Source organism: Paenibacillus ginsengarvi (assembly GCF_003626695.1).
Lineage (GTDB): Bacteria > Bacillota > Bacilli > Paenibacillales > NBRC-103111 > Paenibacillus_AB > Paenibacillus_AB ginsengarvi.
In genome coordinates this window covers 146,377-159,048 of sequence record NZ_RBAH01000004.1, presented here as the reverse complement: position 1 = coordinate 159,048, position 12,672 = coordinate 146,377, and the positions used below count along the sequence as shown (strand labels likewise).

At 57.9% G+C, this 12,672-nt stretch carries 10 protein-coding genes; 7 read left to right on the top strand and 3 right to left on the bottom strand.

The annotated features are described in order from the left end of the window. The first annotated feature begins 31 nt into the window (after positions 1-31). Together D7M11_RS07445 and D7M11_RS07440 are read left to right on the top strand one after the other, a co-directional pair. Complete coding sequence (locus D7M11_RS07445) at positions 32-2,035, top strand: glycosyl hydrolase family 28-related protein (RefSeq protein WP_120746538.1); 2,004 nt, start codon at positions 32-34, stop codon at positions 2,033-2,035. 562 nt (positions 2,036-2,597) lie between these two features. Next, the gene (locus D7M11_RS07440) at positions 2,598-3,929 is read left to right on the top strand and encodes a DRTGG domain-containing protein (protein ID WP_120746537.1); all 1,332 of its coding nucleotides are present in this window, start codon (positions 2,598-2,600) and stop codon (positions 3,927-3,929) included. Between the two features lie 52 nt (positions 3,930-3,981). On the opposite strand, the gene D7M11_RS07435 is transcribed toward D7M11_RS07440, so the two are convergent. The 3 genes from D7M11_RS07435 to D7M11_RS07425 all read right to left on the bottom strand — a co-directional run bounded on the left by D7M11_RS07435 (position 3,982) and on the right by D7M11_RS07425 (position 5,420). Beyond that, positions 3,982-4,275: a YtpI family protein gene (locus tag D7M11_RS07435; protein ID WP_120746536.1), complete on the bottom strand. Its 294-nt coding sequence runs from the start codon at positions 4,273-4,275 to the stop codon at positions 3,982-3,984. 282 nt (positions 4,276-4,557) lie between these two features. Further along, the gene (locus D7M11_RS07430; protein ID WP_120746535.1) at positions 4,558-5,091 is read right to left on the bottom strand and encodes a hypothetical protein; all 534 of its coding nucleotides are present in this window, start codon (positions 5,089-5,091) and stop codon (positions 4,558-4,560) included. Next, a complete protein-coding gene (locus D7M11_RS07425) occupies positions 5,088-5,420 on the bottom strand; it encodes a YtrH family sporulation protein (protein WP_120746534.1) in 333 nt (110 codons plus the stop codon). Before D7M11_RS07425 ends, D7M11_RS07430 begins: the two co-directional genes overlap by 4 nt. Before the next feature lie 168 nt (positions 5,421-5,588). Here D7M11_RS07425 and D7M11_RS07420 point away from each other — a divergent pair, with 168 nt between their 5' ends. The 5 genes from D7M11_RS07420 (at position 5,589) to D7M11_RS07400 (ending at position 12,656) form a co-directional block, all read left to right on the top strand. Beyond that, positions 5,589-9,347, top strand: coding sequence for a DNA polymerase III subunit alpha (locus tag D7M11_RS07420; protein WP_120746533.1), 3,759 nt, complete (start codon positions 5,589-5,591; stop codon positions 9,345-9,347). Between the two features lie 494 nt (positions 9,348-9,841). Next, entirely contained in the window at positions 9,842-10,366 is a 525-nt protein-coding gene (locus D7M11_RS07415) for a phosphatidylglycerophosphatase A family protein (protein ID WP_120746532.1), read from the top strand. Positions 10,367-10,465: 99 nt separating this feature from the next. Further along, positions 10,466-10,654, top strand: a complete 189-nt coding sequence (locus D7M11_RS07410) for a glutamate decarboxylase (protein ID WP_120746531.1) — start codon at positions 10,466-10,468, stop codon at positions 10,652-10,654. 153 nt (positions 10,655-10,807) lie between these two features. Continuing rightward, entirely contained in the window at positions 10,808-11,686 is an 879-nt protein-coding gene (accD, locus tag D7M11_RS07405; protein WP_120746530.1) for an acetyl-CoA carboxylase, carboxyltransferase subunit beta, read from the top strand. Further along, positions 11,679-12,656: an acetyl-CoA carboxylase carboxyltransferase subunit alpha gene (locus tag D7M11_RS07400; RefSeq protein WP_120746529.1), complete on the top strand. Its 978-nt coding sequence runs from the start codon at positions 11,679-11,681 to the stop codon at positions 12,654-12,656. The genes accD and D7M11_RS07400 overlap by 8 nt, the downstream gene beginning before the upstream one ends. Positions 12,657-12,672: the final 16 nt, after the last annotated feature.

The following is a 12,672-nucleotide window of genomic DNA, read 5'->3' as shown; positions in this document are numbered from 1 at the left end:
GCTGGATTCCAAAATCAGGGGAGCGAATGGGATGAGCGAGGACGGGTATGAAAAAGATCAGGGCGAGCCGGCAGGCAGCGATGCCGCCAAAACATTCAGCCGCAGGGAACTGCTTGCGTCTCTGGGGGCGGCAGGTCTTACTGTCGCAGCGGGCGGACTGCTGCACGCGAATGCGGCTTCGCAGCCGAATACGGTAGGAGCGTCGACTTACTCGGTGCAGCAGGCGACGTACGGCGTCACGAATGTCATGGATTACGGGGCGGCGGGCAATGGCACGACCGACGATACGTCCGCGATCCAGGCGGCCATTGACGCATGCGCGGGACAGGGCGGGGGAGTCGTGTTTCTTCCCACGGGAATTTATAACGTAACGGGTACTCTGCAAATGAAAACGGCGGTAACCCTCGAAGGAGCGGGCGTCAGCGCCTGGGACCCATATTTCGCAAACCGGCATAAGCGGCCCGCTCCTACAGAGCTGCGTTTTTCCGGTACCGGTGCGAAAACGTACGAAATAACCTATGCGACCGATATGCTTCCGTCCGGCGGCGTGCTGGATAATCCGGAGCCGCTAGCGAATCATGCCGACTCCCGCTACGGATTGACCAACTTCCGCAACGCCGACGCGACGGCAAGCTCCCCTGCGACGACGCGCAAGTTTTCGGTCGGGATTTATTTTCCGAAAGGCTGCGAATATGCGGCTGTGCGCAATCTGCGTCTCGTGCCCAATTTTGGCGGCATAAGCGGCTACAACGACACGAATGCGCTTGCGCTCGGCGACGAATGGGATGTAGGCGTGTTTCTCGACAATGCGCAGGACACGATGCTGCATAACGTGCAGATTGTCGGCTATTGGCGGATCGCGGCCAAGCTGCAGGCGGCGGGCTCGCTCGGGAACGAATACAAGGATGCGGGCGCGGAGAGAAATCGATTCTACGACTGTCTGTTCCAGGGACAGACCGGCGTTTGCGTGCGCGGGGGAGACTTGTACCGGGTTACCGCCATCGGCGGCTCGGCGGGCAACTATTCGATCGAGATTCCGTGGTGGAGCAGTTGTCCGCTTCCTACGTCGGGGACGGTTCGGCTGGCTGGAACGTATTTGAACTATACATCGACGAGCGTCTCGGGCGACAAGCTTACGCTGCGCGGCATTGCCTCCAATCCGGGCGATGTCGGCAACGTCGGAGACGGGCTGAGGCTTTCCCCGTTCAGCTCGGGCTTTGCCGGAACGACGTACGTCAACTGTTATATCGCCGGTCTGGAGCATGCCTCGAAGCGAGGGGCGTCGCATAACGGCATCGGGCTCGGCGTCTCCAAAAACATCGAAGCGAGCGGCAACCTGCGCGGGCTGAAATTTATCGGCTGCACCGTTCTCGGGCTCGAGGATACCCTTCTGCATCTCCATGATGCGGACGATATCCAGTTTATCGGCTGCTACTTCGAGTCGGCCAGACGATACGACGGCACGCTCGGCGGCGGCAGAATGATCGCGGCGCCCTACCGCAATTCGGCCGGAGCGAGAGGAGCGTACCCTTGCGGCCATACGGAGAATGTGCAATTTTGGGCGACGGAATTCCACGTTTCGGTGGACAAAGCGCCGAAATTTAAACGGATGTCCAGCGTCCGCTTCACGGATACGGGATTTTTCGCGCCGCGCTACGTGTTCGACAGCTTCGAGACGTTTCCGCTTGCGGACGAGCGCGACTTCCTGATTCGCGGGCCGAAGGATCAGCGCATCAAGCTGCAAAATGCAAACGGCCAGACGGCGATGGCGATCACGCCCGGCGGCAATATCGAGCTGCTCGGCAACCTGCTCGATACGAGCGGCAGCAAGCTGAAAATATCCCCGGCAGGAGACGCCGAATTTGCCGGCGGGGTCCATCCGAAGACGGACAAGGGGGCGAGCCTCGGCGGAGCGGCCAAGCGGTGGAGCCGCGTTCACGTAGCGGACGGCATAGCGATGACGACGCCGGACGGGACGAAAACGTACAAGCTGTACGTCGACAACGACGGAACGATTAAAGCTTCCTTGCTATAAGCGGGGGGCCGCGGCTAAAGCCGTTTTAAGTGCCGAGAGGTTCCCCGAGCCTCCCGGCGCTTTTTTTACAACAACAGCATGTATAAGATTAGAGCGAGCAGAATCATTCTGATGTTGCAAGCAAAGCTGCCGCTACAACTTGAAGACAACGGCGCCATTAGCGGGCCACCGGTGCAGTCGATGTTCCGGACACCGCGAATTTGCTGTAATAGGAGTCTTTAGAGCACTTTAAATCCATATGATTTGGAATTATTTAGGCGTAGCAGTCTTTTGGGACTCTTGTTTGGTGCCGAAATCGGGATTGGAGGGGAGTGGGGTGGAAATAAAAGGCTCAAAAACATTCTATTTTTCCAATTTGCCCTTTTTGAAGAAAAATAAGAGTCCCAAAAGACTGTTGCTTGTTAGCGGCTTGGAGCGAAAAATGTACGGGTCGCCTGTGAAGTCCTCACCAGTTAACGAAATCCGATCGTAAGCACGATCCAGCCGCTGTTGCCACGTCCGGTTTCTGGCCCTATAATATAGTACAGAGAGGTACAGACGAGACGAGATGGGGTATAACAGTATGGATGAGCTGCTTACGGATTCGGTTACGAAGCACGAGCAAATATTGAAATATATCGAAACGCTGCCGATCGGCACGAAAATATCGGTCCGCAAAATCGCCAGGGAGATGGAAGTGAGCGAAGGAACGGCTTACCGGGCGATCAAGGAGGCGGAAAATCAAGGATTTGTCAGCACGAGAGAGCGGATCGGCACGGTGCGCGTAGAGAAGAAGCAGCGCGCGGGCATCGACAAGCTGACGTTTGCGGAAGTGGTCAATATCGTGGACGGCCAAGTGCTGGGTGGCGCCGACGGGCTGGAGAAAACGCTCGGCAAGTTCGTTATCGGCGCGATGCAGCTCGAGGCGATGGCCCGCTATATCGAGCCCGGCAGCCTGCTCATCGTCGGCAACCGGTATCAAGTGCACCGGTATGCGCTGGAGCATGGCTCGGCCGTGCTTATCACAGGCGGCTTCGACACGAATGACGAAGTGAAGCGGTTCGCCGACGAATCGGGACTTCCGATCATCTCGACCAGCTACGACACGTTCACTGTCGCCTCGCTTATTAACCGCGCTATTTACGACCGGCTGATTAAGAAAAAAATTACGCTGGTGGAAGATATTTTGTCGCCGCAGTTGCCGCCGCGCGCGCTCAAAGGCAGCAGCACCGTGGCGGACTGGGAGAAGCTGGTGGAGGAAACGGGGCATAGCCGCTTCGCCGTCGTCGACGATTGGAACCGGGTGATCGGCATGATCGCGTCCAAGGACGTGCTCGCCGCGCCGAAGGAACAGACGATGGACAAGCTGATGACGCGCAATCCGCTCACCGTCGTACCGCAGACATCCGTCACCTCCGCCGCCCATATGATGGTATGGGAAGGCATCGAGCTGCTGCCGGTCGTCGATGCGAAGGGACGGCTGCTGTCGGTCATTAGCCGTCAGGACGTTCTCAAGGCGCTGCAGGTGATCCAGAAGCAGCCGCAGATCGGGGAGACGTTCGAGGATCTGATCGTTGCCGGCTTCGAGGAAGTGCGCGAAGAAAACGGCCAGCTCCTGTACCGGGGCGTTATTACGCCGCAGATGACGAGCCGGCTCGGCACCGTCTCCGAGGGCGTGCTGACTACGCTGATGACCCAGTGCGCGTACCGCTCGCTGAAGACGCAAAAAAAAGGCGATTTCGTTCTCGAGAACTTTACCGCCTACTTCCTGCGTCCGCTCCAACTGGAGAGCCAGATCGAGATTCGTCCGAAAATCATCGAGCTGAGCCGCAAATACGGCAAAGTCGACGTAGAAATCTACCACGGGGTCGGCCTTGTATGCAAGGCGATGCTCGCCGCGCAGGCGATCGACTAGATTGCCTGGCCTTGCGGCCCTTGCGCCCCGTCGGAAGCCCAAAGAGAGCGGATCATTCCTTGATCCGGTCGTATAGTCCGTAGTTGCGGATGCCGGCGAACAGGTTAAACAGGCCGAGCAGCAGCATGACCAGTCCGACGATGACGCGCACCGTGGAGCCGGAGAACAGGAACAGCTGAATAATGGAGATGGAGATCAGCATCGTCCCCATGCTCATGTTCATCTTGGCGGCGTCCAAGCCCCGCGCTTTCCGCGAAATTTGTCTCCGGTAGCGGACGCTGAACAGAACCGAGCAGAAGAGCGAACCGGCAAAAATGAGTAGAAGGGCTCCGTGAAGCCACTGCATGATGTCGAGACTCCTTTGGCGTCTATCGGTTGTTTCTCTTGGGAGCTAGTATTCGCTCTGCGGAGATAGCGGAGGCCTCCCGTCTTTTGAGAGGCAGCGATAGACTTTTTTCTTGTATTTATCGATTAGTAGCTTTTCTTCTAACATTCAGAAGGAATAAGTTTTGAGCGAAGCTCAAGGATTCTGATGTTGCAAGAAAAGTTACCGCTAAAACACGAATGCCCCTCATCGAAAAGCTTCGATTAGCAGCTTTTCTTACTTTATCCGTTTTACAGGCAAAAATCAACGGAATCGGAACGAATCGGACACGCCGGAGGCATATGCCTTGATATACACGATCAGCTCGGTCTGGACGATGGCGACGCTTGTCGCCTCCACCTTGAAGCTGTGCTCCTTAACGTTATACTGGTCGGAGACGATTTCCTGCAGCTTGCGGATTTCCGAGGTGCGGTCCTGCTCGGTGCCGGAGGTGAACAACGCCAGATTGTGACCCTCGTAGACAGGCTCCAGCTTCAACTGCACCTGCTTTTTCAGTTCCTGATGAATGGCCGGATCGAGCGGAGCGGAGTTTTCGTTTTCGTAGCGGACCGTTATTTTTTTGACGACGGATTGGCTGTTGCGGAATTTCTTGAGGTTCTGGATTTCTTTCTTCAGGTTTTCGTTCTCGTCCAGCAGCACCGAATTGCGTTCCACGAGCAAGCTGTAGCTCGTCTGATGCATGCTCATGTAGATCGCGCTGCCGACAATCATGCCGGACAGAAACAAACCGATGCCGGGCAGCCAGCCCTTGAGCAGATGCTGGGCCGGGGCTCTCAAGATTCGACGCTCCCTTGGCAGATCCATTTGACGAGCACGGTGCCGATATGGGCGCCTGCGAAAGCGCTGACGAAATACAGGATTTGTTTAAACGCCGGCGACAAATGCCCTTCGAGGAAGTTCGTTTCAATGACGCGGAGCGGATCGATCGTGCCGCCTACGGCCGCCACCATCGCCCATATTTTGATGCGGCCTGCGATATCGAGCATTTTGAAGGCGGGCGCCTGCAGCGTCAGCACCGATCCGATTCCGGCGAGCATACAGGCGCCGAGCACAATACCGAAGGCGACAAAAAAATCGATCGCCAGGTTGGTCATAAATTCCCTCATCGATCGTTCAACTCCTTATTTGCGAAGCTCGCTTCTCCCGCATATAGGTGCCGCTTGTCCGGCAGCGGGCTTGGCCGAAGCTTTTGTCACTATTGTATGGGAATCCCCCCGGCGAATATGCTACAATAAAAGAAGCGAACAAAATACGAACAGCGGGAGGGTTATCGTATGAACGGGTTTGTGCACTTGCACGTACATAGCGAATACAGTTTGCTCGACGGAGCTTCCCGGATCGAGAATCTTGCGCGGCAGGCGGCACAGCTCGGGATGAAGGCCCTTGCGCTTACCGACCATGGCGTAATGTACGGAGCGATTCCGTTCTATAAAGCCTGTATCGAAAACGGCATCAAGCCGATCATCGGCTGCGAAATGTACGTGGCGACGGGTTCGATGTTAACGAAGGCGTCCCGGCAGGAGCAGCCGACGCGCCATTTGATTCTGCTCGCCAAAAACGAAGCCGGGTACCGCAACCTGATGCGGTTGTGCTCGGACGCTCATCTGCGCGGGTTTCACTACAAGCCGAGAACGGATGTGGAGCAGCTGGCGCTCCACAGCGAAGGGCTCATCTGCCTCAGCTCCTGTCTGGGCAGCGAAATTTCGCAGCATCTGCTGCACGACCGGCGCGAGGAGGCCAAGGCGGCGGCGCTACGCTTCCGCGGCATTTACGGCGACGATTTTTATTTGGAGATTCAGGACCACGGCATGCTCGAGCAGAAAAAAGTGATGCAGGAGATGATTGCGCTCGCCCGCGAAACCGGCATTCCGCTCATTGCGACGAACGACGTGCATTATGTTAACGCCGAAGACCACGTCATGCAGGACGTGCTCATCTGCATCGGCACGGGCAAGACGCTGGACGATACGGAGCGGCTGAAGTCCCATTCGGACCAAATGTATTTGAAAAGCCCGCAGGAAATGGCGCGGCTGTTCCCGCACGTCCCCGAGGCGCTGGACAATACGCTGCGCGTCGCCGAGAAATGCAGTCTCGAGCTGGAGTTCGGCCGGTCGATCCTGCCGGAGTACCGCCCGCTGCCGCCGGGGCTGGATGCGGGCGCTTATTTGCGTCAACTGTGCGAGGACGGTCTGAAAGAGCGTTACGCCATTACCCCGGAGTGGGACGATCCCGACTACCGGACGAAAATCGCGGACCGGCTGCGATACGAGCTGGACGTTATCGGCAATATGGGGTATTCGGATTACTTTCTGATCGTATGGGATTTTATCCGCTTCTCCCATGAGCAGGGCATCGTAACCGGACCGGGACGCGGTTCGTCGGCGGGAAGTCTGGTCGCTTATGTGCTGCGGATCACGGATGTCGATCCGATCAAGTATGAGCTGCTGTTCGAGCGATTTTTGAACCCGGAGCGGGTGTCGATGCCGGATATCGATATCGACTTCAGCGACGAGCGGCGGGACGAGGTGATCGATTATGTCGTCCGCAAATACGGGGAAGCGCATGTGGCGCAGATCATCACGTTCGGAACGATGGCGGCGAGGGCGGCCATCCGCGACGTCGGACGGGTGATGAATATGCCGTATCACGAAGTGGACCGGGCGGCGAAGCTGATTCCGCACCAGCTTGGCATTACGATCGAGGAAGCGCTGAAAACCGCTCACGAGCTGAAGGAGCTGTGCGGCAAGCACGAAGGGACGGCGCGGCTCATCGAGATGGCGATGAAGGTGGAAGGAATGCCCCGGCACACGTCGACGCACGCGGCGGGGGTCGTCATATCCCGCGAGCCGCTGACGAATTATGTGCCGCTTCAGGAAGGGGCCGAAGCCGTCGCCTTGACGCAGTATCCGATGGAGGATCTGGAGGAGGTCGGACTGCTCAAGATGGACTTCCTCGGCTTGCGCTATTTGTCGATCATCGAAAGGACGCTGAAGTGGATAGGCGAGCTTCAGGGTGTGACGATCGATTTTCATACGATCTCCTACGACGATCCTTTGACGTATGCGCTGCTCGGCAGGGGAGATACGACAGGCATTTTTCAGTTCGAGTCCCCGGGCGTCAGACGGAAGCTCAAGGAGCTGAAGCCGTCGACGTTCGAGGATATTATTTCCATGGTGGCGCTGTACCGGCCGGGACCGATGGATTTTATCCCGAAATTCATCCAGGCGAAGCACGGACACATTCAAATCGAATATCCGCATCCGTCGCTGGAGCCGATCCTTGCCGATACGTATGGCATTATCGTATATCAGGAGCAGATTATGCAGATCGCCTCGCAGATGGCCGGCTTCCGGCTCGGCGAAGCGGACCAACTGCGGCGGGCCGTCAGCAAAAAGAAGCGCGAGGTGCTGGACGAGGAGCGGGCGCATTTCGTTGCCGGCTGCTTGAAGATGGGACATGAAGAAGCTGACGCCCATAAAGTGTACGACATGATCGTCCGCTTCGCGGATTACGGCTTTCCGCGCGCCCATGCTACCGCCTACGGGGTGTTGGCGTTCCAGACGGCGTATCTCAAGGCGCACTACCCGATTCCGTTCATGGCCTCCATGCTCGCCTCCGTTATGGGCAACCACCGCAAAGTAGCCGAATATGTCGACGAATGCCGCAAGATGGGCATCGAGGTGCAGCCGCCCGACGTCAACCGCAGCGGCATTCAGTTTACACCCGGGGCGGACTCGATCCGCTTCGGCCTGGCCGCGATCAAAAACGTCGGTACGCATGCGATGGAATCGATTATCGCCGGCCGGGAGCGGGCTCCGTATGCCGACCTGCTCGACTTTTGCCGGCGAGTCGACCTGCGCGTCTGCAACAAACGCGTGATCGAATCGCTCATTCAGGGCGGGGCGCTCGACTCGCTGCCGGGCCACCGCGCGCAGAACATCGCCGTGCTCGACGAAACGGTAGAAGCGGCGCAGAAGTGGAAGAAGGAAAGCGAGGAGCTTCAGTTGCATCTGTTCGGCTTCACGGAGGAGACGAACTGGACGATCGACCTGCCGGAGGTGAAGCCGTACACGGGGATGCAGCAGCTAGAGTTCGAGCGGGAGCTGCTCGGTTTGTACTTGTCGGGTCACCCGCTCGACGTTCACGAGGGGCTGATCGAGGAAATTGACGCGGACGCGATCCATGAGCTTCCCGATTACCCGGATAACGCCGATGTGATCGTTCCCGGCATGGTGCTCTCAGACAAGCCGTTTGTGACCAGAAAAGGGCAGACGATGGGGTTTGTCGAGCTGGAAAACCGAATCGCGAAGGTCCAGGTCGTGCTGTTTCCGGACGTGTGGAAGACGGCGTCCGTGATTGCCCAAAAGGGCCGCGCTCTGCTCATCCGCGGGCGTCTTACGCACCAGGACGAGGACGTCAAGCTGCTCGCGGACCGCGTGATCGCGCTGGACGCGCCGGGCGCCGCCGAGCAGGCGCGCGCTTTGCGCCGGGCGCCGGCCGGACGCGGCGGCGGCTCCGGGCGCAGCGTCGCTACGCGCGGCGGCGAAGCCGCACGCGGCCCCGCGAGCGCACCGGCCCCGGGCTCGCCCGGGCAGGCCGCCCCCGCGGGGGGCCGCGCCGCAGGCGAGCGCGCGGGAGCCGCCGCAGCGCAGCCGGCCGCGCCGCGCGCGAACGCAGCAGCGGCGGCTCGCCCGGCGGGCGGGCGCGTGCCCGCGGAGCGGCCTGCGGCGGCGGAGCCGCAAGGCGGCGCTGCGGCGCGAGCGCAGACGCAGCAGCCGGAGCCCGGTCGCGGCGTAGCCGGACGGGCGCAGCGGCTGTTCGTCAAGATCGCGGCCGACCGCGAACAGCCGGTGCGGCTCGGCCAGCTGCAGGCACTGCTGCAGCAGCATGCGGGGGCGATGCCGGTCGTGCTGTTCTACGAGCGCGAGCAGCGGTTGCTTGCGCTGAGCGAGACGTATAGCGTCAAGCCGTCGCCCGAGCTGATCCGCGGGATCAGCGAGATCATGGGGGCGGATTCGGCGCGGGTGAAGTAGCCGTATCGATGTCATGCAACAAATAGCGGAACCCGTTTCCGCTATTTTTGTATTTCTTGACGATTTTCCGGACATAGCGGATCTTTTTTTCGCTATTCCATAGGGAAGGGGCTAATAGGCGGGGCGAAAGCCGGTAGCCCAAGCAATAGCGGAATTTTTGTTCCTTAATCGGATCGAATAGACCGCTTTCCTCGAGAATAGCGGAAAAAAATTCCGTAAAGGCCTAGTCGCCCGGCCGAGTAGTCGGGCTAAGCCGCCGCTAAGCCGCACCGCTATGCCAATCCGCTAGGCGAATCGCTGTTCCGGATGCAAGCCAATCGGGAACCCGAAGCTGCTTTCCCTCCGGCAGGCCCGAGCCCAGCACCGGCGAAGCCAATTTGATGAACATTCCTCAGCGTGTCTGCATACATTTAGTAAAACCCGGACGGGATGGAAGCTTGGACCCTCCGGGCATACGCCGGCACCCTTATTTGTCATCCAGGAGGGATGTACCCATGTCCAAACAATTGGCTTTGCAAATGTTAGCTCGGCGAGGCGTTACTTTGGAGCAGGTCGCGGAAATCGTATATAAGCTGCAGTTGCCTTACAACGATAAGCTTACGCTCGAGGAGTGCCGGGAGAGCGTGCTCACGGTACTCGGCAAGCGGGAGGTGCAGTATACGCTGTACACCGGTATCGCGCTTGACGAGCTTGCGGAGAAAGGGCTGCTGCCGCAGCCGCTGCAATCGATTATGGAAACCGACGAGTCGCTGTACGGTGTAGACGAAACGCTGGCGCTCGGCATCGTGCACGTATACGGCATGATTGGCCTAACCAGCTTCGGCTATCTGGATAAAGAAAAAACTGGCATCATCCGTTCGCTGAACAATAACACCTCCCGCATTCACGTCTTCCTGGACGACCTCGTCGCAGGCCTTGCCGCGGCGGCCTCCGCGCGAATCGCCCATCAGAACAAAAATGCCAAGGAATACGGCGGCGAAGAGGAAAATGACGAAAAGAACACAGCGTCCTCGCCATGATTCGACACTAGCTTCCTTGCGGGTAAAAGACGGAATATGGTATCATGAATCCATTGTATACGAGAGGCGTTTCGGTAGTCAGGGAGGTTTTTTTGTATCATGTGGACGGTTATTTATATAGCTCCGACCGCGAAAATCGCAGAGCGCATCAAGCAGAAACTTACGGAAGAAGGATTTTTGGTACAAGTACGCCCTGTCAGTCTATCGAAGCATCAATTTGAAATTCTCGTTCCCGAGGGCGAGTTGGAAGAAGTACAGGAAGTGTTAAATACGATTTTGCACGGATGATCGCGCAAAGGATCGGGGCTTGGCTTCGCTTTTGGATTTTGGGCTTTGTGGGGCAAAGCGCCAACAGTTCGCGCGAGAAGCCAGGCTCCCCTTTTCGCTGCAAGCTTGTCTTGCCAGCGCCTGTAGTAGAAACCGTTTTGGAGAGGTGTAAACGTGGCAATTAAAGATTTTTTTCAGAAAAAGCGGAAGTATGCTACCATCCCTTCGGAACAAACGAAGCGTGAAATACCGGAAGGCATCATGAGCAAATGCTCGAGCTGCGGCACGATCCAGTACAGCAAGGAGCTCGGCAAAAACTTGAAGGTGTGCGCATCGTGCGGCTATCACAATAAATTAAACGCCATGGAACGCATCGAGTATACGCTAGATGACGGCCGCATTTTCGAATATGACCCCGATATGGTTTCCGAAGACCCGCTTGAGTTCCCCGACTACGTGAACAAATTAACCAAGGCGATGGAAACGACTGGGCTTCGCGATGCCGTCGTAACGGGCGAAGGGACGATCGGCGGATTCCCTGTCGTTATTGCGGTTATGTCGTTCGACTTTTACGGCGGGACGCTTGGTTCCGTTGTGGGCGAAAAAATAACGCGAGCCATCGAAACGGCGGCGCAGAAGAAATACCCGCTTCTCATTTTCTCCACGTCCGGCGGGGCGCGTACGCAAGAAAGCATCCTTAGCCTGATGCAGATGGCAAAAACGAGCGCTGCCTTGTCCAAGTTCGACGAGCAGGGCGGGCTGTACATCTCGGTTATTACGGATCCGACCTTCGGCGGCGTGTCGGCCAGCTTTGCCATGCTCGGCGACATTATTATCGCGGAGCCGGGAGCGCGATTCGGTTTCGCCGGCCGGATCGTCATTGAGGAAACGATTCGCCAGAAGCTGCCGGAAGGGTTCCAGACCGCAGAATTCAACGAAAAGCACGGGCAGCTGGATCAAGTCGTACACCGCAAGGACATGCGGGCCATGCTGACGAAGCTGCTTGAACTGCACACCGTAAAAGCGACGAAGGAGGCAAGCGCGAATGGCTAATGAACTGCCTTTTGAACGTCCGCTGGCGGAATTAAAAAGCAAAATCGAAGAGCTGCGCAAATTCGGCGCGGAGAAGCAAATCGACTTCACCGACGAAATCGCCAAGCTCGAGCAGCGGTACGCTGTGCTGGAGGACGAGCTGTACAGCGGGCTCACCGCAGTCGATAAAATGCAAATTGCAAGACACCCGGCCCGTCCGACGACGATTGATTTCATCCAGGCGATTTGCACCAACTTTATCGAGCTTCACGGCGACCGGATGTATGGCGACGATCTGGCCATCGTCGGCGGGATTGCCAAGCTGGGCGGGATACCGGTAACCGTAATCGGTCATCAGAAAGGGAAAGACACGAAGGATAACATCGCCCGCAACTTCGGCAGCCCGCATCCGGAAGGATACCGGAAGGCGCTTAGGCTGATGGAGCAGGCGAACAAGTTCGGACGCCCGATCATCACGTTTTTGGATACGAAAGGGGCGTTCCCCGGAGCGGCCGCCGAAGAGAGAGGCGTCAGCGAATCGATCGCCCGCTGCCTGTTCGCTATGGCGCGTTTTCGCGTACCGATCATCGCCGTCGTCATCGGCGAAGGCGGAAGCGGCGGCGCACTGGCGCTCGGCGTAGGCAACCGGGTCCTTATGCTGGAGCATGCGGTTTATTCCGCGCTTTCTCCGGAAGGGGCGGCATCCATCGTATACAAGAGCGCCTCCAAAGCCGCCGAGCTGGCTGAAATGATGAAAATTACGGCCCAGGATATACTCCGCCTCGATGCGATCGACGATATCGTTCCGGAACCGCGCGGCGGCGCGCACCGCAGTCTCGAGCAGCAAGCGGAATCGCTGCGCACGGTACTTTGGAAGCATCTGCAGGAGCTGCTGCCGAAAAGCGCCGAGGAGCTTATAGAGGACCGTTACGAAAAATTCCGCAAAATCGGCAAGTTTACTTATGTGCAAGAAGCGGCTGAACGGGTGTAACCCGTACAGCCGACTT